The following is a 20,921-nucleotide window of genomic DNA, read 5'->3' as shown; positions in this document are numbered from 1 at the left end:
TCGGGTGGGGGCGTGGCCGGGGGGGGGAGGCCCGCCGGTCCACGCGGCTCCTCGCGACGGGGGTCAGAACTCGCCGGTGTCGGCGAGTCCGGACAGCACCCGGGTCAGGGTCGCGGTGAGCGAGGCCTTGGTGCGGTGCGCCTGCGGGGTGTCGGCGTGGATCGTGTTGACGTGCATACCGGTCTCGTTGCGGTGGAACCAGAAGCAGATGCCGTTGCTGTGCGAGGCCCACACGTGCTTGCGGGCCCGCAGGGCGTGCTGGCGCTCGCCGCCGGGGGTGCGGCGGAAGTCCAGGTAGGAGAAGAAGTTCACCGCGTACGGCCAGGAGCGCAGGTCGGCGTATTCGGGGGCGAGCAGCCGCCAGGCCTGGACGAAGGGCACGTCCAGGTGCTCCCGCATGGCGCCCGCGGCGTCGCGGACCCCCGCCATCACCTGTGCGAAGTCGGCCCCGGCCGGGACCGGGAACTCGATGGGCATGGTGTTGACGAACCAGCCCATCGCCTCGGCGTAGCGGCCGCGGCCCCGGTCGCTGACCGGCATCAGGCCCCGGTAGACCTCGGGGCCGCCCTCGCGGCGCAGCGCCTCCCCCACCGCGGCCAGGACCCCCATGAACACCTTGCCGTCGGCCTTGCGGCAGTGCGCCTCGAAGGCCTCGGCCCCCGCGTCGGACAGGAGGGTGTCGGTGGCGTTGACGGTGCCGTACATCCGTCCCGGCGCCACGCCCAGGTCGAGCGGGAAGGGCGGGAAGAACCCGCCGTTGCGCCGCATGAACGCCTTCCAGTGGTCCAGGCGGGCGTCGTCGGCGCCGAGCGAGGCGTACCGGAGGCGCTGCTCGTGGCCGAAGTCGAGGTAGCTGCCGACCTCGGGCCGCTCGGGGGCCTCGCCCCGGACGGCGGCGGTGTAGGCGGTGGCGATGTCGTTGACCGCGATCGGGGTGGAGAGCCCGTCGGAGACCAGGTGGTCGAAGCCGAGGAAGACGGTGGTGGACCCGGGCCGGACGACGGCGCCCATCACCAGCAGGGGCCAGGACAGCGTGTCGATGCGGTGGAAGCACGCGTCGACGTGGCCGCGGACCCCCTCGGGGGTGGCGACCGGTCCGATGTCGACGGGCTCCAGGACGGCGTCCGCGGCGGCCATCGGTCGGCAGGTCAGGTCGCCGGACAGGTGGCGGAACTCGCAGCGCAGCACCTCGTGTCGGCGCACGAAGGAGAGCATCGCGGCCTCCAGGGCCGCGCGGTCCGGCGGGCCGGGCAGTTCGAAGGTGCAGGCCACGTAGGAGCCCAGCGGATCGTCGTCGGCGCGGGCGTCCAGGGCCGCGCTGAAGTGCTTCTCCTGGTTGAAGGAGCCGTTCCTGTCCTCCCTCGCGGAGGTGCCGGGTGAGCGTGAGGAGCGCAGCCTCCACTCGATGACGTGTCCGGGGGCGATGTCGAGCTCGGAGATCGGGGCCTGAAGCACCGGTGAACGACCTTTCGGTTGTCGGCGGCCCTCCCGCGGCGCGTGCGGCCGGGCGGGAGTTCGGGCGATGCGGGCGCGGGACCCGTGCGCCGCTGGAAACCGGCGGGGCGTTTCGGCCGACCCGAAGGGCTAAAACTCCGCACCGTTTCCATCCGGTCGCTCAAAGCTACAAGTCCGTCCCGGGCGCGGTCAGGCGGTTTGGCGAAATTGGTGACCCGTTGCGGCATTGCGCCTCCGTGGCCGGGGGCGAATGCGGTCCAGGCGGTGTCCGGCCGATCGGTGTGGCCTCCGCCGGTCGCGACCGACCTCGGCGGGCGGCTCCTCGGTCGCCCGTCGGCGGGTCGTCGGTCAGGACCCGCGACGGGCAGGGCGGCTCGGCGGCCGTAGTGGTCGGATCGGCCCGGGTGTTCCATCGGACGTGGCCTGAACGTGCGTCCGCCCGCTGTCCGGGTGGGGTGAGCGCTACCCGCCGCCCGGTCCTGGCGGACTCGCCTTGCGGGCGCGGTGGTTGGCCACGTTCACGCGGTTGCCGCACAGCCCCGGCATGCAGTACCGGCGGTGCCCCGGCCTGGTCGTGTCGATGAACGCTCCCCGGCACGTCGGTGCCCCGCACGGGCGGAACCGCTCCTCCCCCAGTGCGCGCACGGTGCCCAGGATGCCGATCCCGCAGACCAGCGACAGCGCCTCGGCGATGCCCGCCCCGTCGCGGAGGCGGAGCGCCCAGCCCGTCCGGTCCGGGTGCGCGGGGTCGGCGGCGAGGGTGGCGCCGCCGTGCCCGGTCAGGGCGGACCCGCCGGCGATGAGGCGGTCGCGGTCGGGGTGGTCGATCAGCTCGCGTACCGGGCCGCGCAGCGCCCGCACCGCTTCCAGGTCGGCGGCGTCGGCGCGGCGCGCCAGGGCGGACAGGGCCGATCCGGTCCCGGGGTGCGCCGACCGGCCTCCGTGCAGGTCGGCGAAGTCGACGAGGGCCGCGGCGTCGGGCAGCCGGTCGGCGCCGCGCCAGACCTCGGCGGTGGTGTTGACCAGTTCGGTGGCGACCCCCGCCGCCCACGCGTAGTCGTCCAGCGCGACTTGCATCCCCTGCGGACCTCCGGCTAGCTTCGGTTAAAAGCCAGTTTACCCCTTACATCGGTGCGCCGATGACCCGAGGAGGCCCCGTGCCGAAGCCCGACGCCCTCGTGTTCGACGTCCTGGGCACGCTCGTCGACGAGCCCGCCGGGATCCGCTCCGGCATCCGCGCATTCGCCCCCGCGCTCGACGACGTCGCCGTCGAGCGGCTCCTGGCCCTCTGGCAGGACCACGTCGCCCATGAACAGGCCGCCATCGGCGACGGCGAGCGCCCCTACCGGGACTCGGCCGCCCTCGACCGCGAGGCCGCCCGGCGGGTCGCCGACGCCGCGGGGCCCGACGGCACCGCCAGCGCCGCCGTCGAGGCGCTGGCGGCCTCCGCCCGGCGCCTGCCGCCGTGGCCCGACACCACCGACGGGCTCGCCCGCCTCGCCGAGCGCTTCCCCCTCGTCGGGCTGTCCAACGCGAGCCGGGCCGCGCTGCTGGAGCTCGACGCCCACGCCGGGCTGCGCTGGCACCTGGCCGTCTCCGCCGAGGACGCCCGGGCCTACAAGCCGTCGCCAGAGGTGTACCGCCTGGCCGTGGAGGCCTCCGGCCGACCGCCGGAGCGGCTGCTCATGGTCGCCGCCCACGCCTGGGACCTGCGCGGAGCGCAGAGGGTCGGCATGCGCACGGCCTACGTTCGGCGCCCCGTCGGCGACCCGCCCGCCTCCTCGGACCGGTTCGACCTGTACGCCGACGGCCTGGCCGACCTCGCCGAGCAGCTCGACCGGGCCTGAGCCCCGCCGCCGACCGCCTGAGAAGGCGCGCACAGGCGGGTGCGCTCGGCGCTGATCTCGGGAGAAACGACGCTTCCGGGCCGCCTCAAGTTCTGGGTCGTTGGGGTGCCGGTGTCCTCCCCGATCAGGGCGGTGGCCGCAGAGCCCCGTGGTCGCGGGCGCACAGGTGGCGGCAGAGGCGGCCCGCCTGGCGGGTCACCGCCGGTGCCGCTGGTGCTCCCTGCGCCGTTGCAGGGGAGCACCGACTTACCCCGGGGCGAGCGGCCCGTGCCCCCACACCAAGACCCAAGACTTGAGGGCCGATTTCAGGGGCGCTATCCCCGAGGTCAAGGACGTAGGGGCGGCTGGGCCCCTGCGGTCCGCCCCCTGTCCGCGCGGGCTCTAATTCGGTCGCGATCCGCAAGGGGCTCTGGAAGACTCCCGGCCATGGCTCTGCGATTCGTTCAGGTGAACTTCAACGCGTCCGACCCCTCCCGCCTGGGGCGGTTCTGGGCGGACGCCCTCGGCTGGGAGGTCACCAACGACGACTCCTACGAGGTCAACCTCGAACCGGCCGGGTTCACCTATCCGGAGCCGAGCGCGCTCGTGATCGACCTCGTCCCCGTGGACGACCCGAAGACCGTCAAGAACCGCGTCCACCTGGACCTGGCCTCGCACTCCCCCGAGCACTACGCCGAGACGGTGCGGCGGCTGGAGGAGCTGGGCGCCACCCGGGCCGACGTCGGCCAGCGCGGCGACGAGACCTGGACCGTCCTGGCCGACCCCGAGGGCAACGAGTTCTGCGTGCTCGAACCGCGCGAGGCCTACCAGGGCACCGGCCCCATCGCGGCGGTGGCCATCGACTGCGCGGACCCGGTGGCCCAGGCGCGCTTCTGGAGCGAGGCCACCGACTGGAAGGTGCTGGACGCGGACGAGGACGGCGCGCGGCTGCACTCGTCCGCCGGCGTCGGGCCCTACGTGGAGTTCATCCCCACCCCGGACGAGAAGGCCGTCAAGAACCGCGTCCACTTCGACCTGCGCCCCTACCCGGGCGACGACCAGGCCGCCGAGGCCGACCGCCTGCGCGCGCTGGGCGCCACCGACGCCGACGTCGGTCAGAAGGACGAGCCGTGGATCGTGCTCGCCGACCCCGAGGGCAACGAGTTCTGCATCCTGACGGCCAAGTAGGCCTTCGCACGCCACGGCGGGCCGCCGTACCGCGGTACGGCGGCCCGCAGGCTCCTGAGCGCGCGGGCTCCCGCTACCCGGCGGGCTCGGTCGCGTAGCGGCTCATCGCGTCGAGGTTGGCCTCCGGGGTCATCCGGCGCCCGTCGGCCAGCGCCTCCTGCAGGTCCCGGAAGTACTGCAGGTAGAAGTCCGGGGTGAACGTGCTGAGCATGCGGGCGGGCCGGTCGGTCACGTTGGCGAAGGTGTGCGGCGCGCCCGGCGGCACCATCACGAGCGTGCCCGCCGCGGCGTCGTGCTCCTCCTCCCCCACGGTGAACCGCACGCTCCCCGAGAGGATGTAGAAGCCCTCGTCGTGCCGGGTGTGGCGGTGCTGCGGCGGCCCCTGCGTGTGCGGCGGCAGAACGGATTCGGCGATCGCCAGCCGGTGCCCGGTGGTGCCGCCGTCCTCCAGGACGCGCATGCGCGTCCCACCCAGAACGATCGTCTCGCCTTCGCCGGGCCCCACCACGGAGACGCCGGGTGCGGCCTGGGGCCCGCCGGTATTGGATTCCTCGGTCATGCCCACGAGTGCACCGCCCCGGCACCACCGGTGTCCAAGACCCGTTCCGCAGCGCCGATACCCGGCGGATATCGTCGCACCATGGAGCTACAGGCCCTGCGCTACTTCGTCACGGTCGCCGAGGAGCTCCACTTCGGACGCGCCGCCACCCGCCTGCACATGAGCCAGCCGCCGCTGAGCCGGGCCGTCAAGCGGCTGGAGGCCGACGTCGGGGCGGCCCTGTTCACCCGCTCGCCCTCCGGCGTCGCGCTCACCCCGGTGGGTGCGGTCCTCCTCGACGAGGCGCGGGCACTGCTCGACCACGCCGACCGCCTCCGCGCGCGCGTGAGCGCGGCGGCCGGCGACCGCGCCCTCACCGTCGGCATCCTTGGCGACGCCGCCGACCCGGGAACGGCCCGGCTGGCCGTCGACTTCCGCCGCCGCCACCCCGGCGTCGACGTCCGCGTCCGCGACACCGACCTGACCGACCCGACGTGCGGGCTGCACGCCGGACTGGTCGATGTCGCCCTGACCCGGGCCCCCTTCGACGAGACCGCCCTCGCGGTGCGCACGCTGCGCACCGACCCGGTGGGTGCGGTTTTGCGCGCCGACGACCCGCTGGCGTCCCGCGACCGGCTGACGCTGGCCGACCTCGCCGACCGCCGCTGGTTCCGGTTCCCGCAGAGGACCGACCCCCTGTGGCGGTCGTACTGGAGCGGCGGCAGGGAGCGCGAGGGCCCGGTGGTGCGCGCCGTCCAGGAGTGCCTGCAGGCCGTGCTGTGGAACGGCACCGTCGGCCTGGCGCCGCTGGGCCACGACCTCCCCAAGGGGCTCACCGTCGTGCCGGTGACCGACATGGAGCCGAGCCGGGCCGTGGCGGCCTGGAACGAGGGCGACACCGACCCGCTGGTGCGCTCCTTCGTGGAGGCCGCGGTGAGCGCCTACCGCCGCCGCGGCTCCTGAAGGCCTCCCGTGGGGGCGGTGGATGCGCCACCCGATCCCCCCCCCGGGCGGTCGCATCACCACGCCGAGCGCCGACAGGAGGTCATGCACGCGCCTGGGGCGCCGCCTCGGAGCCGTGCGCGGGCACGCTCGACCGGGCCCGCGCCCAGACGAGGAGGGCGAGAAGCGCGTAGGCGGCGCCCGCCAGGCTGGAGGCCCACCACCCCCACGTGGTGTAGGCCCAGGCCGTGGTGACCGCCCCGAGGGCCGACCCCAGGGAGTAGAACGCCATGTAGGCGCCGATGACGCCGCTCGCGCGGTCCGGGTGCGCCGTGGTCAGCAGGTGCTGGTTGGTCACGTGCACGGCCTGGACCGCGAAGTCCAGCAGGACGATCCCGGCGATCAGGGGCCACAGGGTCGGCTCGGTCAGGGCGATGAGCGCCCAGGAGGCGATCAGCCCCGCCAGGGACCAGCCGCCGACCGCCCGGGTGCGCCCGCCGTCGGCCCACCGCCCCGCGCGGGCGGCCCCGAGGGCTCCGGCGAGGCCCGCCAGCCCGAACAGGCCGATCTGGGCCGTGCCGAAGGACCACGGCTCGGCCCCGAGCGGGAGGGCCAGGCCGCTCCACAGCGTCCCGAAGGAGGCGAAGAGGAAGAAGGCGATGCCCCCGCGGCCGAGGAACAGCCGGTCGGTGGCCGCGAGGCGCGCCACCGCGCCGACCGCCCGCGTGTACCGCTCCCGGGACGCCCGGGGGTCCGGGGGCAGGCACAGGCGCACGGCCGCGGCGAGCACGAGGCACAGCAGCGCGAGGACCACGTAGACGGCGCGCCAGCCGACCGCGTCGCCGAGGACGCCGGCCAGGACGCGCACCCCGAGGATGCCGGTCACCACCCCCGAGGTGACCGCGCCGATGTTGCGCCCGCGCTCGCCCGGTGCGGAGACGGCGGCGACGTAGGCCACCGCGACCTGCACGACGACCGCGAAGAGCCCGGCGGCCGCCAGACCCGCCGCCGCGACCGGCCCGCCGGGGGCCAGGCCCGCGGTCACGGCGCCGACGGCGACGAGCACCAGGTGGGCGGTGATGAGCCGGCGCCGGTTCACGACGTCGCCGAGGGGCACCAGCAGGACCAGCCCGGCGACGTAGCCGAACTGGCCCGCGGCGGCCAGCCACCCCAGCGCCCCGGGCGCCACGCCCAGGTCGGCGCCCGCCGCCTCCAGGACCGGCTGGATCGCGTACACCGTCGACACCGCCACGGCGCACACCGCGGCCAGGACGGTGCGCTGCGCACTCGTCACTCCGGACACCGGACCACCCCCGATTGGTTTCATTTTGAAACCATCGAAGGCTAGGGCAGAATGGTTTCAAAGCGCAACCGATGAGGAGGGGTCGATGGGGGACGCCGGAGCCGAGCGCGACTGGACCGATCCCGCGTGCCCGGTCGCCCGGGCCGTGGACCTGGTCGGCGACCGGTGGAGCCTGCTCATCGTGCGCGACGCCATGGAGGGGCCGGCCTCCTTCACCGGCCTCCGGCGGAGCCTCGGGATCGCCCGCAACATCCTCAGCGACCGGCTCCGCAGACTGGTCGACCAGGGCATCCTGAGCACCGGCCCCAGCGGCGGCGGCAAGCGGCACGTCTACGAGCTGACCGGGGCCGGAAAGGACCTGTTCACCGCCGTCGTGGCGCTGAGGCAGTGGGGCGAGCGCCACGCCTTCGCCGACGGCGAGCCGCACTCGCGCCTGGTCGACGCCGAGGGGCGGCCGGTCGCCGAGCTCCGCCCCCAGGGGCAGGACGGCGCCCTGCTCGACAGCGATACGACCCGGGTGGAGAGGGTGGAGTAGGGGTGGGCCGCTGCGTCAGGCGGAGGCGCCCTGCGCTCGGTCCGAACGCGGGGGCGGGGGAACGACCGTGGCCCCTACCGTTTCGGTTCCGCCCTCGAATCGGCTTCGCCGGGTCGACACGGTAGGGGCCGGGGCCCGCTCACATGGCGGGGCGTGAAGCCGTCGGCCGCTTGAGCATTCCGGTGCGGCGGGCGCCGTTCAGGTCTCCGCTGCGCGATCTCCGCGAAGCGGCGAAGCGGAGGCACGGCCGCGGTCGGCCGCGGGCCGGAGACGGCCCGGATTCCCGTTGATCTCGGGAAAAGCGCCCCTAAAAGCGCGGTTTCAGCGTCGATTCTCCCGAGATCAACAACGTGAGTGGCCAGGTGAAAGGGGAACTCCGGACAGGGGCTAGGGCCGGCGGCCCATGAAGGCGGCCAGCCGGGTGTAGACGTCGGCGTCGTCCGGCACCTGGACGGTCGGGCTGAACGGTCCCTCCTCGCTGCGGGCCTCCGGCGGGGCGAACTGGGAGAAGCCTTCGAGCGCCCGCTCGGCGAGGTCCGGGTCGAGGTCGGCCAGCCGCCCGGTGGCCCGGGCGATGTCCCACGAATGGACCGTGAACTCGTGCGTGTAGGCCTCGATCGCGGTCCGGCCGGGAAGCTTGCCCCAGGGCAGCTGCACCATGCTGTCGAGCCTGCCGGCGTCGGCCCACACCTCCTCCAGCTCGCTGCGGCCCCGGGCGAACGCCCCCGCCCAGTCGTCGTCGGCGATGCCGTCGATGACGGAGGGGATGTCGCGCGCATCGCCTCCCCGGCCCGCCGTGGCGAGCTTGTGCAGCACCGCCACCACATGCCCCAGCAGCGCGCGGACGTCGTACTCGGAGCAGGGGGTGGGGCCGGTCAGCTCCTCGGGCCGCACCGCCGCGACCTGCCGTTCGGCCTGGTCGAGCGCCCTGGTGAAGGTCGGACGAGGGTCGTGTTCCGTACTCGGTTCGGTCGTCATGGCCGGACCCTACGCCGCCCCGCCGACAGCCGACACGGCCATAGCGCTCCTCTGGACGCCCCTTGGGTCCGGCCCCGTGCCGCACATCCCCTCCCCCCGCACACCCCACCAGCGATGACGTCGACCCGACACCAGAACGACTTGTAGCGACGCCAATATGGTGTCATAGTGACGTCAATGCGACGCCAGGCCGTGGTGTCGGTCCTCTGGGCCGACACGCGTGCCCGCCGTCGCGCCGCACGTGTACACGCGACACAGGAGGTTCGCGAAATGGAGACGAACGGGCGCGGCTTCTCCAAGGCCGGGCTGGAGAGGATGCGCGAGGTCCTCGCGCGCTACGTCGACTCGGGACGCATCCCCGGGCTCGTGGCCCTGGTCAGCTGGGGTGCGGAGACGCACGTCGAAGCTCTGGGCACGATGCGCGCCGAGGGCGGCGCGCCGATGGCACGGGACACCGTCTTCCGGATGGCCTCGACCTCCAAGCCGGTAGGCATCGCCCCGGCGGTGGTGCTGCTCGACGAGTGCCGACTGCGCCTGGACGACCCCGTCGAGGAGTGGCTGCCCGAACTCGCCGACCGCCGGGTGCTCAAGAGCCCCGACGGCCCACTGGACGAGACCGTCCCGGCCCGGCGGCCCATCACCGTCCGGGACCTGATGTACTCCTCCTTCGGGCTCGGCCTGGACCAGTCCGCGCTGGACACCCCGATCATGAAGGCGGTCTTCGAGAGCGGGATCTTCACCCAGGGGGCGGGGGCCTCCCTCGAACCCGACGAGTGGATGCGCCGCCTCGGCGAACTCCCCCTGTCGCACCAGCCCGGGGAGAGCTGGCAGTACCACATCAGCAACGACGTCATCGGCGTGCTCGTCGCCCGCGTCACCGGGCAGCCCTATGAGGCCTTCCTGCGCGAACGCGTCCTCGAACCGCTCGGCATGAAGGACACCGGATTCCATGTGCCCGCTGAGAAACTGCACCGGCTCCCCGTCGCCTACATGCCCGACCCCGCCACCGGGGAGCTGAACGTCTGGGACGAGCCCGAGACCGGCGCCTACGCGAGCCCTCCGGCCTTCCCGTCCGGCGGCGGCGGGCTCGTCTCGACCGTTGACGACTACCACGCCTACTTCCGCATGCTGCTCGACGGCGGAAGGCGCGGGAACGAGCGGATCCTGTCGCGGCCCGCCGTCGAGCTGATGACGACCGACCACCTGACCCCCGCGCAGCGCTCCCTGTGGTTCGAGAAGGCCGACCACCCGGTGTCGATGGGCCTGGCCAGGCACGCGGGCTGGGGCATGGGCATGGCGGTGCGCAGCTACCGCTCCTCCTACGCGCCCGTCGGCCAGTTCGGCTGGGACGGGGGCACCGGAACCACCGTGTACGCGGACCCGGAGAACGACCTGTTCGGCATCATGCTCACCCAGACCGGGATGTCGACGCCGACATCGACCCAGGCCATCCACGACTTCTGGACCACGCTCTACCAGGCCGTCGACGACTGACGAGGCCGGTGGGCGCCCGACGGCGCACGTCGGCGCCGCCGACGACCGAGGCCGGCGCGGGGGCCCGGCCCCGGTGAACGGGGACGGCGGAGACGACGGGGGCACGGTGGCGGGGGCCTGGACGGGGCCCCCGCCACCGTCATTCCGTTCCCCCCCTGTGCGCCGGGTGAGCCCGGTGCACCCGACGAGGCGGGTAGTTGGGGTGGCGGCCCGCTCAGGCCAGCGGCTGCCAGTCGAGCGCGTCCTTCCAGCGCTCATGGCCCTCGGCGTAGTCCTGGAAGGCGCGCACCATCGCGTCGGTGTCCGGGACCAGGACACGGAAGTGCCGGTCGGCGCTCCCCTCCCGGTACTCCAGCCCGAACACGCCGTCCGGAAGCCCGCCCGCCCGCTCGCCGACACCGACCTGCATGAACCAGCCGGGCCGGGTCTCCAGGCGGGCGAACCAGTTCCGGTGGTCGACCTGGCCGAGCAGCTCGGGGAGCTCGCCGGGGCGGGGGTCGGCGACGATGCCGCCGTCGCAGAAGTCGAGGCGGGGGACGTCGGGGGCGACGATGTCCGGCGGGTTGTGGACCCGCATCGCCTGCGGGTCGAAGCAGACCAGGCCGTGCGCCTCGGCGAGCCCGACGACGAACGGGGCGACCTTCGGGGCATCGGAGAAGCCCATCAGCGTGATCACGAAGAGGCCGGGGACGTGTTCGGGCGTCATGCTCCAGGGAGACGCCTCGGCGTCGGCCGTCGTCAGCCCTTCCAGCGCGGGGTACTCGCTCAGGAGGTCGTCGTGGAAGGCGTCGACCCGCTCGTCCGTCTCGATCCCGAGGTCCTCCTGGTCGACCTCCGCCATCCTCTCGTCGTCGCATGTCCACAAGTAGGTGCGAAAGGCCTGTGGGCACGTGAGGGGGCGGTTCTCCCGCCACACGCCAAGGTCGAAGCTCATCGTCCGCGCTCCCGGTCCGGGTCTGTGATCGAGCGCACATCAGACGTGCCGAGCGGGGAACACGTTCCTCCCTCTGCCCCTCTGCCGATAGGCGGAGAGCCGCGATGGCAACCGGGGCCACAGGGGCGCGGTTGTGGGGGCTCCATAGGAGCCCCCACAACCGTGATCGGATGTCGACGGCGATCCGCACGAAGACGGTGGGCCTGGGGTCCGCCCCTACACCTCGGCGGAGATCACCACACGCCGGTTCTTCTGCTTGCCCTCGTCGTCGTCATTGGAGGCGACCGGCTTGGTCTCGCCGTAGCCCGTCACCGTGAAGCGGCCCTCGTCCAAGCCTTCCTCGTCGACGAGCCAGTCCACCACCGACTGGGCGCGCCGCTCGGACAGGTCCTGGTTGTGGTCCTCGCCCCCGTCGGCGTCGGTGTGCCCGTCGACCCTGATCGGGGCGTCCGAGGGAAGCTCCCGGTCGATCTGGTCGGCGAGGTCGGCGAGCGTCTCCTCTGCGTCCGGACGGACCTCGTCGGAGTCGGTCTCGAAGAGCACGTCGGCGTCGATGTTGAAGGCGATGTCCCCTTCGCCCTCCAGGACGTCGAATTCGCCGACGCGGCGCGCGTCGAGGCGGTCCGCGTCGATCTTGACGGCGTCGACCTTCACGGCGTCCACCTTGACCGAGGGCACCTGGACGGACGGGATCTGCGTGCCGTCCTCCAAGCGCGCGCTCGGCCGCATGATGGACGACCGGAGGACCGAGGAGCGCAGAATCGAGCTCCGCAGGACGGACGGGCGCAGCACCGAGCCGATCAGCCCGCCCTCCCCGGCCTCCTCCTCGCTGATCTGGCACACCTCGTCGGCCTTGGCGCCCTCGGTCTCGACGCCTTCGGCGGTGACCGCCTCGGCCACCTCCTCCTCCAGCGCGACGTCGCCGTACTCGAAGGCCGGGATGGTCGTCTCGGGGATGGTGACCTCCGGCAGCGCCGTCGGCGGGATGACCGCCTCGCCCAGACACCCGGCCGGGGCCTCCTCGACGGTCGCGCACTGGGCGGGGACGCGCTGGTCGGGGATCTCCACGCCGGGGATCTCCTGCTCCTCCTGGACGACCTCGCCCGCCTCGTTCTCGACCTCGGGGATCGTCACGGGGTCGCTGGTCGTCCCGGGGATCTCGACGGCCTCGATGAAGACGCTGTCGCCCGTGCACTCGTCCGGGTCGGCGTCCTCGGCCTCAAGGGGATCCGCGGCCTGCTCCGAGGACTCGCCGTCGGCTCCGTCCGCACCCGCACCGCCGCCGGACGAGCCGTCGGGGTCGCCGCCCATGGAGCATCCGGCGGCGAGGAGCGCGACGGCGAGGGGCAGCGCGAGCAGGGGATGGGGGCGTCTCAAAGGTGTCCTCCGTCTGTCGGTCGTAGGGACGGCCGGTAGGACGTGGCGGGAGGGGTGCGAGTTCTGGAAATGACGGCCGAAACCGGTCAGGCGCCCCCTGTGCCGCCCCTCTCTCGTTGTCGATCTCGGGGAAGTCGGCCTTATGAGCGCCTTCATAAGGCCGGGTTCCCCGAGATCAACGAGGGGTTCGGCGGGGGTTCAGTCCAGGTCGTCGAGGATCTGCTCGAGGTCGCGCAGGGCCGCCTCCACGCGGCCGGGGACCGCCTGGAAGTAGGGGTCGTCGGGGACCGGCAGCGACGAGGCCAGCCCCCACCCGCGGCCGCGTGCCCACGTCGCGTCGTCGACGCCCAGGGCCTCCCGGAACACGCCCCGCGCCTCGGCCGGGAGGAACTTCCACGCCGGGAGGAGGTCGACGGCGGGGTCGCCCACGCCGACCGTGCCGAAGTCGATGACCGCGCTCAGGTTCCCGTCGACGGAGAGCAGGTTGCCCGCGGCGAGGTCGCCGTGGAACCAGACCGGCGGCCCGTCCCAGGGCGGCGCGGCGAGCGCGTCCTCCCAGGCGGCGGTGACCCTGTCGGTGTCGATCAGGCCCTTGAGGCCTTCGATCTTGGGCCGCACGCGGGCCTCCACCGCGATGGAGTCGCGCTCGTCGCCCATGGGGACGCCCCGGAAGGCGTTGCTCGCGCGCGGCCCCGGGCCGCCGGTGGCGTCGATCTTCTGCAGGGCGGTGATGAAGGCGGCCAGGTCGAGCGCCGCGCGCTCCGGGTCGGCGAGTCCGGCGCCCTCGGCCGTCGCCCCGTCCAGCCAGCGGTAGACCGACCAGGGGAACGGGTACCCCGCGCCGGGTTCACCCTTGGCGAGGGGTTCGGAGACGGCCAAGGGGAGCTGCGGCGCCAGGAAGGGCAGCCAGCGGTGCTCGCGCTCGACCTGCTCGGCCCAGCGCCCGAAGCGGGGCATGCGCACCGACATGTCGTCGCCGAGGCGGAAGGTCGCGTTGTCCATCCCGGAGACCGGGACGGGGGTGACGGGCAGGTCCGCCCACTGCGGGAACTGCTCGGCGATGAGGCGATGTGCCAGATCGGCGTCGATGGGGACCTCTACGTCGTCGTCGGTGGGCATGCGCGCATGGGCTCCTTAGAGCAGAGTGCTGGTGGACGGCCGAACGATTCAGGAACGGTTCAGGCGCGTTCTTTCTAAGCCGCCCCGGGGAGGCCTCGCAACGGATTTTCAGTCCGATGGAGGAGGCCGGTAGGGCGGGCGCGTCATGGAATCGGGTGCGCGTAGCGCTCCCAGGCGCCGTTGCGCAGGTAGCGGCGGAGGGACCAGCCGAAGCGGTGCCCGGCGAGGGCGGCGGTACGCAGGAGGCGGCCGGAGGCGGCGTCGACCTCCCAGATGTCGAGCACCCCGCCCCCGGTGCGCAGCCGGTAGACGAGGATGGCGGAGCCGTCGAGCGCGTCGATCCGGCCGCGCGGAGGCAGGGCACCGGGGTGGTCGACGGGTATCGGTTCGGGTTTGCGCGTTGGGTTGCGCGCGGGCTGGTCCGGGTGCGCGGCCGGGCGCGAACCGGTGACGGCGGCGGCGAGGAGCCGCGTCGCGTCGGCGTGCCCGAGCCCGCCGAGACGGAGGGTGTCGGCGGCGACGCCGTAGGAGACGCGGGTGAGGCGGAAGGCGTCCCCACAGGCGAGGCTGAAGGGGCGCTCGGGGTGGGCGTGGTCGCATTCGACGGTCCAGCCGTCGGAGGTGACGGTGGTGCGGTAGCCGGAGATGTCGACCATGACTTTCCGGCGGTCGGGAGGCTGGGGCGGAGGGCGGAGCGTCATATCACCCTCACCCACCACATAATGCGGATGTAGGGACGAATCCGGCGTTTTCTGGTTCGCACCATGGCCATCGACCTTTCGGTTGGGTGATGGCCTTCATGGTGGCGCTACCGGCTTCGACCTGCCATAAGGGCTACATAGACGTCACTATTCGTCGCATCGGTAGCGATCGGGCGCGCTATGGGCGCACCATTGAACCATGGTGGAGCGAATACACGAGGAGTGGCGTCAGTGGGGGAACGAGCTCAAGCGGATGCGCCTTCAAGCTGGGGAAACGATGGATTCTCTGGCTCGGAAGGCTCGAGTGTCACGACAGATCATCGGTAAGTACGAGGCTGCGACGCGGGTGCCACAGCGGGACAAAGCGGCCGCCATGGATGAAGCTCTCGCTACCGGCGACGCCCTCATTCTGCTCTGGGAGCAGATCATGGACGACGCCCATGTACCCCCTGAATTCCGAAATGCCTTGATGATGGAGCGGCGCAGCAAGCACATCCGGGAGTACCATGCGATCCTTGTGCCCGGACTCCTGCAAACGCCCGACTATGCCATCACGCTCGTTCGGGCTCGAAGAGTCAACGGACCCCCGGAGAGTATCGATCAGGTCGTCCAGACTCGGGTCGAGCGGCTTCAGAAGCTGTCTGACATGCGCCCACTTCTCTGGTTTGTTGTTGAATGGGTTGCCCTGACTCGTGTCGTCGGAGATGAGAAGATAATGAGGGAACAGCGCAGGCACCTCATCGACCTCATGGAAGGCGGTACCATCCAGCTTCAGGTCATCGAAGACAGTCGGCACAACCCCGGCCTCTGCGGTGCGTACCGGGTGATGTCACTCCATGACGGGCGCACGGTCGGCTTCGTTGAGGACCCTCTGGGCGGGCGGTCGGTGACGAAGCGGGAGGAGATCGACTACCTTTCGACCCTGTTCGGAATGCTCCAGAGTGAAGCCCTCTCACCGCGCTCCACGCTAGAACGATTGAAAGAGTTGGACCATGCGTAACTGGATCAAGAGCAGCTACAGCGACGGTGGGGGCGGGAACTGCGTAGAGGTTTCGCTCCCTACCTGGAACAAGTCCAGCTACAGCACGGGGGCGAACACCTCGTGCGTGGAGGTCGCACTCCCCTGGCAGAAGAGCAGCCACAGCGGGGCCGACACCAACGCGTGCGTCGAAGTGGCCAGAGGCACGAGAACCCTCGTGCGGGACACCCAGAACCGCCCCCTCGGGCACCTCGCCTTCCCCTCCTCCGAGTGGCAGGCGTTCCTCAGGGCCACCTCCGCTGAAGCCCTGTAGCGCGTAGCGGCCCCGCCCCCCCAGCGCGCGGGGCCGCCCGTCGCGTGCTCGCTCAGGCGCTCCGCCCTCAGCCCCCGAAGGGCCACGTCTCCTTCTTCCACGCGGCGTCCCAGAACTTCCACTCGTACGTCGTCGCCCTCGCGAACGCCTCGCGCATCCGTGCCACCGTCGGCGCGTCCGACCGCCCCGCGATGGCGTCCGTGATCTCGCACGCCTTCCGCGTCGACTCGGCGAACGCCTCGTCCGCATACGTCGAGATCCAGTCCCCGTACGGGTGCCCGGCGAGGTCGCCGGCCTTCTCCATCAGCCGCGAGCCGACGTCCATGTACACCCAGAAGCAGGGCAGCACCCCCGCCGCCAGCTCCGCGTATCCCCCGGTCTGTGCCAGCGATTGCAGGTACGACACATACGCCGTCCCCGTCGGCGACGGCTTCGCCCCCTCGACGCTGCCCACGTTCCCCTCGTGCAGCGCGCTCTCCACCACGATGCACTCGTGCGCGGACTTGGCGTAGAACGCGATCTCCTCCGACCGGTCGGCCCGAGCGGCGGTGGACGCCAGAGCGCGCGCATAGCCGTGCAGGTACAGCGCGTCCTGGACCATGTAGTACTCGAACCGGTCCCGCTCCAGGGAGCCGTCGGCCAGCCCCTTCACGAACGGCAGTTCATCGATGGCCGCACGCGTCTCGGCGGTCGCTTCCCAGACTTCAGCACAGAATCCGCCCACAGCAGGCGTCCCTTCGCTAGTACGAGCTAGTGCAGGTTCAACGGGTTTGGCTCTCAGCGCCGACGGACTCCCCCGCGCTCGCCGCGCGGTCGGCCCACCGGCGCACCCCGCGCCGTGCCACAGACCCTACAAGCCGCCCCTACGCCGACACTTCGGGGGCCTGGAGCGTCGACGCACGGGGCGGCCGACCGGGGCGGCTCATCTCCGACAGGCTCTCCTCTCCCGGACTCTCCGCCGCCTCAGGTCTTCAGGGAGTCCTCCGCATCCAGGAACGCGGAGATCCGGGCCGCGCCGGTGCGCTCCAGCCAGGTGCCGAAGCCCATCGCGCCGGGGTGGAGCCGGCGGGTGGCAGAGATGTCCGCGCGGTAGCCGAGCTCGTTCAGCCATTCAGTGGCGTAGGCGAAGCCCTCGTCGAACGCCCGGATCGCGACCCGGGGCGGGCGATCCGGTGGGGGCGCCGTCCGGGGCGGTCGTGGTCACACGGTCATGCTGAAGCGGCGGCACACGTGGACACGGGTGAACTCCCGGCGGAGCCGCTCCTCCGCGTCCAGGTCGGCGTGGAAGAACGATGCCACCGGGCGCAGGCCGGGCCGGGGCTCGGCCGCCGCGCGGACCGGCCCCTCGCCGTCGGTCCGGCGGTCGGCGAACACGTGCAGGTAGTGGTCGCTCTCACGGAAACCCATCGCGCGGTACCAGCTCAACGTGCCCGGGTCGTCGCGGGTCCAGGCCTCCAACAGGCGCGCACCGCGCTCACGGACGGCCTGGTGGGTCCGTTCGAGGAGCCGCCGCCCCAGGCCCCGCCGCTGGTGGTCCGGGTGCACGGCGGCGGTGTCGATGGTGGCCCGGCCGCCACGGACCTCGGTGTCCATGATCGCGACGACGGCGCCGGAGGCGTCGACCGCGACCAGCTCCAGTCCTGGCGCGGCGATGGCGGGCTTGGCGGGGTCGACGTCGTCGTAGAACGCGGTGCCCAGGAACGACAGCACACGGCACCGCAGCCACGAGCCCTCGTCGCCGGGCGCGTAGTCACGCACGGAGTAGGCCATGCCCCGATTCTCGGGGCCGGCGCGCCCGGGCCGTCGACCGGTTCGGGCCGCGGATCGCGCTCACCACCATGGCGACGGCCCAAGCCGTGGGGTACGCCGTCCTCGCGGAGGCCGAGCGGGTCGCGGGCACCTGGTTCCTCTCTCGCGGCTGCGCGGTGCCGGGGCGCCCGCATGAGGAAGGCCATCGGCCGGGAACCTCCCCGGCGGCCTCCGCGTCCGACCCTCGTCCCCCGCTCCCCTGAATCCCCGCGGGCGGGCGCCTGAGCCCATCCCAGACCTTGAACCAGAGTTCGGAGGAGCCGTGTCCGCTCTAGCTGTGCTCCGAGTCGTCCCCGTCGTGATCCTCGGAATGATCTCGGCCGGCTTCGGCCTGTTCTCCCTCGCCGTCGGCGAAGTCGAGCGCGGTCTGCAATCGCTCGGCGGTGCCGCCATCCTCTTCGCGCTCGCCATCGCCTACGTCGCCATCACCAGGGTCAGGGCCAAGCAGATCCAGGCCCGCCTGGACCGGAACAAGGCGGCCAAGGCCGCCCAGCAGCAACAGCACCACCAGCAGTACTACCCGCAGCAGCATGCCCAGCAGTGGCCGGGCCAGGCGCACGGCCACCCGCAGCAGCAGTGGCACGGCCAGCCCCAGCACGGCGGGTGGCACGGCGCCCCGCAGGGATACCCGCAGCAGCACCCCCAGCAGCCCTATCACCCGCCCTACCCGCCGCAGCACTGAGCGCGGGGCGCCCCTCAGCCCGTCGGCGCCCCCACCCGCACCCTGCGGCTGCCGCCCTCAGACAGGAACGACGCCGTCTCCTCCCCCTCCGCCGCGACGGAGTCCCGCTCGCCGCGGTCCAGCGCGCGCAGCGGAGTGACGACGACGGTCTCCTCCTCGACGCTCCAGGTCGCCGACACCCGCCCGTCCACCAGGACGACGCGCTCCCCGGCCACCGACACCCACCGGTGGTCGTCGTCGATGATGCGGCCGCGGTCCTGGTAGCCCAGGACCGCGTTGTCGAAGGCCGGGAGGAACCGCACCGGCGCCGGGGTGGCGGGGTCGGGGCGCGGGGCGTCCGGCAGGTCGAGCAGTTCCCGGCCGCGCTCGTCGCGGAAGGACACCAGCTCGCCGCGGACCGCCTTCACCGCGCCCGGCAGCCCCGCCAGGCCGCACCACGCGCGCAGGTCGGCCGAGGACGCGGGTCCGTACGCCGCCAGGTAGCGCCGCACCAGCTCGCGCCCGACCGGGTCGGAGCCGTCGGCCCCCTCCGGCGCGGCCAGGTCGACCTCCCGGCCCGCCCAGGCCGCCAGCGGGACGTTGCGCACTCCGCCCTTCTCCCGCCACAGTCCGCGCGGCGGGAGCTGCACCACCGGGACGAGCCCCATCAGCATCTCCCCCAGCGCACGGGTGCCCGCCTGCCCGACCGCGTCCGGGCGGCGCTCGGCGACCGCCCGGACCAGGTCGGCCGACGAGCGGCCCTGCCCGTCGGCCAGCACCTCCCGGCCCGCCGATGCCAGCGCCTCCAGGTCGACCCCGTCCAGTTCGTGGCGGTAGGCGGTCGCACCGCGCTGGAGGAGCATGGACTGGTGGCGGGGGCGCCAGGCGACCGCGTCGTCGGTGGTGACGAGGTGGACGGTGCGGCGCATCAGGTGGGTCCGCGCGACCTTGCGGTCGTTCAGCAGCCCCGACAGCTCCCCGGGGGCGAATCCGCGCAGCCGTGACCAGAGCCCGATGAACGGCTCCTGCGGCTCCTGGGCCTGCAGGCCGCACAGGTGGGCGACGGCGTCGAGCGCCGTCATGTCGGCGCGCTCCAGCAGGAGCTGCCGGGCGAGCGTCGCACGGTTGAGGTCCCGGGCGGTCAGAACGGTCATCGGGGCGTGGTTCCTCTCGGTCGTCGGCCGGCGCCGGTGCGCCGCTTCGGCGCGGTGCGGCCGCGGCGGGCGAGCGGCGGTGTCCCTCCTGCTCTGACCCCACCTTCACACGCCTTCAGGTCAGATTCTGTCCTCAAGGCCAGGGGTGATCCACCTGACCGACGGGAGCAGACCGATTAGCCTGCCGGGCGGGGGCAGGTGCGCAAGGCGCGCTCCGAGCGAGACCCGCCGGTTCGCGCCCTGCCTCCCCGATACAGGTCGACCGCCTCTCTCACCCCCCGTCAGGAGAGGAGCACACCCGAATGGGCGAGAACGACGAGCCCCGGCCCAGGCGCCGCCGATGGCGGCTGTGGAGGAGGAAGGAGACCGCCGAGGAGGCGGGCGCCGAGCTACAGCCTCAGGAGAGACCACCGTCCCGGTACCCGTCGCCCGACGGGGGTCCTCCCATCGGTTCCCCACCGGACGGGGGCCCACCGCAGCAGGGGCTTCCCGGGCACGCCCTGTCCGTACTGTGGTTCCACTGCGAAGAGCACGGCGAGGAACTGGCCGTCGACTACTTCGACCCCCGCGACCCTCCGCGTTGCAGCCACGGCGACCCCATGGCCAGGAAACCTGAGTGAACACACTTCTCGAAGTCGGCCTCGGCAGCGCCGAGAGGATCCTCGGCTCCCGCTTCCTCCTGGCGTTCCTGCTGCCCGTGGTGCTCGCCGCAGGCGCCTCCTGGGCGCTCGCGATGGCCGCGGCCGACGCCTCCCCCGGCGACGCCCTGCGCGCATGGCAGGACTTCAGCGCTTCGAGCCAGCTGATGGCCGCCCTATGGTCGGTGCTCTCGCTGGTAGGGGCGGCCTACCTGCTGGCCCTGTTCCACCTGCCCTTCCTCCGCCTGCTGGAGGGCTACTGGCCGGAGACCGCCCTGCTGGACGGTCTGCGCGAGCGCCGGACCGAACGGCACCGCCGCGCCGCCGAGGAGCGGTGGCGGCAGGTCGCCGAGCTGCACGCGAAGCAGGAGCACACCCGGGCGTCGGCCTTGGCGGGCGAACTGGCCGCGCGCTACCCGCCACGGCCGCACCTGAACGACGGGGCCCTGCCCACGGCGCTGGGCAACCGCCTGCGGGCGATGGAGTTCTATCCGCTCGACCGGTACGGGATCGACGCCGTGGTCATCTGGCCCCGGCTGGTCCCCCTGCTGCCGCCCGAGGCGACGGCCCGCGTCACCTCGGCGCGCACCTCGCTGGACGTCGCGGTCACCCTGCTGGGGCTGTCCGCTGTCTTCGGCGCGGCTTGGCCTTTGGTGCTGCTGGCGCTGGAGGGCCCCGGTGCCCTGGCGGCGCTCCCCCTCCTCGCCTGGCCCCTGGCCTGGGGCGCCCATCGGGCGGCCCTCCAGGCGGCGACGGCCTACGGCCAGGAGGTGGCCGTGGTGTTCGACCTCCACCGCACCGCGCTCCCCCGCCACCTCGGCTTCACGGTGCCGGCGGGCCAGGCCGAGGAGCGGCGGATGTGGGACGACCTGGCCCAGTTCTATCTGCGCAACCTCCCGCTCCCGAACCGGTCGGCCGGCGGCGGGGCCTCCGCCGCATAGCAAGAGGCCCCGTGGCCGGACAATGTTGATCTCGGG

At 72.8% G+C, this 20,921-nt stretch carries 22 protein-coding genes; 10 read left to right on the top strand and 12 right to left on the bottom strand.

The window, feature by feature from the left end; all coding sequences use genetic code 11:
* Positions 1-63: 63 nt before the first annotated feature.
* The gene (locus tag O4J56_RS27475; protein ID WP_270689820.1) at positions 64-1,455 is read right to left on the bottom strand and encodes a condensation domain-containing protein; all 1,392 of its coding nucleotides are present in this window, start codon (positions 1,453-1,455) and stop codon (positions 64-66) included.
* Positions 1,456-1,917: 462 nt separating this feature from the next.
* On the bottom strand, positions 1,918-2,532 hold the full coding sequence (locus O4J56_RS27470; protein ID WP_270689819.1) for a CGNR zinc finger domain-containing protein: 615 nt from the start codon (positions 2,530-2,532) through the stop codon (positions 1,918-1,920).
* A gap of 62 nt (positions 2,533-2,594) precedes the next feature.
* Between O4J56_RS27470 and O4J56_RS27465 the strand changes: the two genes are divergently transcribed.
* Both O4J56_RS27465 and O4J56_RS27460 read left to right on the top strand, forming a co-directional pair.
* On the top strand, positions 2,595-3,302 hold the full coding sequence (locus tag O4J56_RS27465) for a haloacid dehalogenase type II (RefSeq protein WP_270689818.1): 708 nt from the start codon (positions 2,595-2,597) through the stop codon (positions 3,300-3,302).
* 426 nt (positions 3,303-3,728) lie between these two features.
* Complete coding sequence (locus tag O4J56_RS27460) at positions 3,729-4,469, top strand: VOC family protein (RefSeq protein WP_270689817.1); 741 nt, start codon at positions 3,729-3,731, stop codon at positions 4,467-4,469.
* 73 nt (positions 4,470-4,542) lie between these two features.
* Here the strand turns inward: O4J56_RS27460 and O4J56_RS27455 are convergent, their stop codons facing one another.
* Positions 4,543-5,028 (bottom strand): cupin domain-containing protein, encoded by a 486-nt coding sequence (locus O4J56_RS27455; protein WP_270689815.1) that lies wholly within the window; start codon positions 5,026-5,028, stop codon positions 4,543-4,545.
* An 81-nt stretch (positions 5,029-5,109) separates the two neighbouring features.
* Here O4J56_RS27455 and O4J56_RS27450 point away from each other — a divergent pair, with 81 nt between their 5' ends.
* The gene (locus O4J56_RS27450) at positions 5,110-5,970 is read left to right on the top strand and encodes a LysR family transcriptional regulator (protein WP_270689814.1); all 861 of its coding nucleotides are present in this window, start codon (positions 5,110-5,112) and stop codon (positions 5,968-5,970) included.
* An 82-nt stretch (positions 5,971-6,052) separates the two neighbouring features.
* On the opposite strand, the gene O4J56_RS27445 is transcribed toward O4J56_RS27450, so the two are convergent.
* Positions 6,053-7,243 (bottom strand): MFS transporter, encoded by a 1,191-nt coding sequence (locus O4J56_RS27445; protein ID WP_270689812.1) that lies wholly within the window; start codon positions 7,241-7,243, stop codon positions 6,053-6,055.
* Between the two features lie 94 nt (positions 7,244-7,337).
* On the opposite strand from O4J56_RS27445, the gene O4J56_RS27440 reads away from it, so the two are divergent.
* Entirely contained in the window at positions 7,338-7,787 is a 450-nt protein-coding gene (locus O4J56_RS27440; RefSeq protein ID WP_270689810.1) for a winged helix-turn-helix transcriptional regulator, read from the top strand.
* 387 nt (positions 7,788-8,174) lie between these two features.
* Here the strand turns inward: O4J56_RS27440 and O4J56_RS27435 are convergent, their stop codons facing one another.
* The gene (locus O4J56_RS27435; RefSeq protein ID WP_270689809.1) at positions 8,175-8,765 is read right to left on the bottom strand and encodes a TIGR03086 family metal-binding protein; all 591 of its coding nucleotides are present in this window, start codon (positions 8,763-8,765) and stop codon (positions 8,175-8,177) included.
* A 270-nt stretch (positions 8,766-9,035) separates the two neighbouring features.
* Between O4J56_RS27435 and O4J56_RS27430 the strand changes: the two genes are divergently transcribed.
* The gene (locus tag O4J56_RS27430) at positions 9,036-10,259 is read left to right on the top strand and encodes a serine hydrolase domain-containing protein (protein WP_270689808.1); all 1,224 of its coding nucleotides are present in this window, start codon (positions 9,036-9,038) and stop codon (positions 10,257-10,259) included.
* Positions 10,260-10,473: 214 nt separating this feature from the next.
* Here the strand turns inward: O4J56_RS27430 and O4J56_RS27425 are convergent, their stop codons facing one another.
* From O4J56_RS27425 to O4J56_RS27410, 4 genes are all read right to left on the bottom strand, one after another.
* Positions 10,474-11,100, bottom strand: a complete 627-nt coding sequence (locus tag O4J56_RS27425; RefSeq protein WP_270689806.1) for a hypothetical protein — start codon at positions 11,098-11,100, stop codon at positions 10,474-10,476.
* 309 nt (positions 11,101-11,409) lie between these two features.
* Entirely contained in the window at positions 11,410-12,570 is a 1,161-nt protein-coding gene (locus O4J56_RS27420; RefSeq protein ID WP_270689804.1) for an OmpA family protein, read from the bottom strand.
* Between the two features lie 198 nt (positions 12,571-12,768).
* On the bottom strand, positions 12,769-13,689 hold the full coding sequence (locus tag O4J56_RS27415; RefSeq protein WP_270689803.1) for an aminoglycoside phosphotransferase family protein: 921 nt from the start codon (positions 13,687-13,689) through the stop codon (positions 12,769-12,771).
* A gap of 143 nt (positions 13,690-13,832) precedes the next feature.
* Entirely contained in the window at positions 13,833-14,345 is a 513-nt protein-coding gene (locus tag O4J56_RS27410; RefSeq protein WP_270689801.1) for a hypothetical protein, read from the bottom strand.
* Between the two features lie 244 nt (positions 14,346-14,589).
* On the opposite strand from O4J56_RS27410, the gene O4J56_RS27405 reads away from it, so the two are divergent.
* Both O4J56_RS27405 and O4J56_RS27400 read left to right on the top strand, forming a co-directional pair.
* The gene (locus O4J56_RS27405; protein ID WP_270689800.1) at positions 14,590-15,390 is read left to right on the top strand and encodes a helix-turn-helix domain-containing protein; all 801 of its coding nucleotides are present in this window, start codon (positions 14,590-14,592) and stop codon (positions 15,388-15,390) included.
* Positions 15,383-15,682, top strand: coding sequence for a DUF397 domain-containing protein (locus O4J56_RS27400; RefSeq protein WP_270689799.1), 300 nt, complete (start codon positions 15,383-15,385; stop codon positions 15,680-15,682). The genes O4J56_RS27405 and O4J56_RS27400 overlap by 8 nt, the downstream gene beginning before the upstream one ends.
* A gap of 67 nt (positions 15,683-15,749) precedes the next feature.
* Here the strand turns inward: O4J56_RS27400 and O4J56_RS27395 are convergent, their stop codons facing one another.
* Positions 15,750-16,406 (bottom strand): TenA family protein, encoded by a 657-nt coding sequence (locus O4J56_RS27395; protein ID WP_270689798.1) that lies wholly within the window; start codon positions 16,404-16,406, stop codon positions 15,750-15,752.
* Between the two features lie 476 nt (positions 16,407-16,882).
* On the bottom strand, positions 16,883-17,452 hold the full coding sequence (locus O4J56_RS27390) for a GNAT family N-acetyltransferase (protein WP_270689796.1): 570 nt from the start codon (positions 17,450-17,452) through the stop codon (positions 16,883-16,885).
* Positions 17,453-17,753: 301 nt separating this feature from the next.
* On the opposite strand from O4J56_RS27390, the gene O4J56_RS27385 reads away from it, so the two are divergent.
* Complete coding sequence (locus tag O4J56_RS27385; RefSeq protein WP_270689795.1) at positions 17,754-18,173, top strand: hypothetical protein; 420 nt, start codon at positions 17,754-17,756, stop codon at positions 18,171-18,173.
* Positions 18,174-18,187: 14 nt separating this feature from the next.
* Here O4J56_RS27385 and O4J56_RS27380 read toward each other — a convergent pair whose 3' ends face one another.
* Positions 18,188-19,306 carry a winged helix DNA-binding domain-containing protein gene (locus O4J56_RS27380; RefSeq protein ID WP_270689794.1) on the bottom strand — a complete coding sequence of 373 codons (1,119 nt, stop codon included), beginning with the start codon at positions 19,304-19,306 and terminating at the stop codon, positions 18,188-18,190.
* A 302-nt stretch (positions 19,307-19,608) separates the two neighbouring features.
* Here O4J56_RS27380 and O4J56_RS27375 point away from each other — a divergent pair, with 302 nt between their 5' ends.
* Together O4J56_RS27375 and O4J56_RS27370 are read left to right on the top strand one after the other, a co-directional pair.
* Complete coding sequence (locus O4J56_RS27375) at positions 19,609-19,926, top strand: hypothetical protein (protein ID WP_270689792.1); 318 nt, start codon at positions 19,609-19,611, stop codon at positions 19,924-19,926.
* On the top strand, positions 19,923-20,885 hold the full coding sequence (locus O4J56_RS27370; RefSeq protein WP_270689791.1) for a hypothetical protein: 963 nt from the start codon (positions 19,923-19,925) through the stop codon (positions 20,883-20,885). Before O4J56_RS27375 ends, O4J56_RS27370 begins: the two co-directional genes overlap by 4 nt.
* The last annotated feature ends 36 nt before the right edge of the window (positions 20,886-20,921 follow it).

Origin of the sequence: Nocardiopsis endophytica, assembly GCF_027706725.1 — a bacterium.
GTDB classification, from domain to species: Bacteria; Actinomycetota; Actinomycetes; order Streptosporangiales; family Streptosporangiaceae; genus Nocardiopsis_A; species Nocardiopsis_A endophytica.
This window is presented reverse-complemented; position numbering and strand designations above follow the sequence as displayed.

Bases quoted from the DNA above. Each gene is read 5' to 3' on its own strand.
- O4J56_RS27470 (WP_270689819.1), bottom strand. From the start codon at position 2,532: ATGCAAGTCGCGCTGGACGACTACGCGTGGGCGGCGGGGGTCGCCACC.
- O4J56_RS27465 (WP_270689818.1), top strand. From the start codon at position 2,595: ATGACCCGAGGAGGCCCCGTGCCGAAGCCCGACGCCCTCGTGTTCGAC.
- O4J56_RS27455 (WP_270689815.1), bottom strand. From the start codon at position 5,028: ATGACCGAGGAATCCAATACCGGCGGGCCCCAGGCCGCACCCGGCGTC.
- O4J56_RS27375 (WP_270689792.1), top strand. From the start codon at position 19,609: ATGGGCGAGAACGACGAGCCCCGGCCCAGGCGCCGCCGATGGCGGCTG.
- O4J56_RS27380 (WP_270689794.1), bottom strand. From the start codon at position 19,306: ATGACCGTTCTGACCGCCCGGGACCTCAACCGTGCGACGCTCGCCCGG.
- O4J56_RS27400 (WP_270689799.1), top strand. From the start codon at position 15,383: ATGCGTAACTGGATCAAGAGCAGCTACAGCGACGGTGGGGGCGGGAAC.
- O4J56_RS27440 (WP_270689810.1), top strand. From the start codon at position 7,338: ATGGGGGACGCCGGAGCCGAGCGCGACTGGACCGATCCCGCGTGCCCG.
- O4J56_RS27410 (WP_270689801.1), bottom strand. From the start codon at position 14,345: ATGGTCGACATCTCCGGCTACCGCACCACCGTCACCTCCGACGGCTGG.
- O4J56_RS27415 (WP_270689803.1), bottom strand. From the start codon at position 13,689: ATGCCCACCGACGACGACGTAGAGGTCCCCATCGACGCCGATCTGGCA.
- O4J56_RS27435 (WP_270689809.1), bottom strand. From the start codon at position 8,765: ATGACGACCGAACCGAGTACGGAACACGACCCTCGTCCGACCTTCACC.
- O4J56_RS27430 (WP_270689808.1), top strand. From the start codon at position 9,036: ATGGAGACGAACGGGCGCGGCTTCTCCAAGGCCGGGCTGGAGAGGATG.
- O4J56_RS27390 (WP_270689796.1), bottom strand. From the start codon at position 17,452: ATGGCCTACTCCGTGCGTGACTACGCGCCCGGCGACGAGGGCTCGTGG.
- O4J56_RS27460 (WP_270689817.1), top strand. From the start codon at position 3,729: ATGGCTCTGCGATTCGTTCAGGTGAACTTCAACGCGTCCGACCCCTCC.
- O4J56_RS27450 (WP_270689814.1), top strand. From the start codon at position 5,110: ATGGAGCTACAGGCCCTGCGCTACTTCGTCACGGTCGCCGAGGAGCTC.
- O4J56_RS27425 (WP_270689806.1), bottom strand. From the start codon at position 11,100: ATGGCGGAGGTCGACCAGGAGGACCTCGGGATCGAGACGGACGAGCGG.
- O4J56_RS27405 (WP_270689800.1), top strand. From the start codon at position 14,590: ATGGTGGAGCGAATACACGAGGAGTGGCGTCAGTGGGGGAACGAGCTC.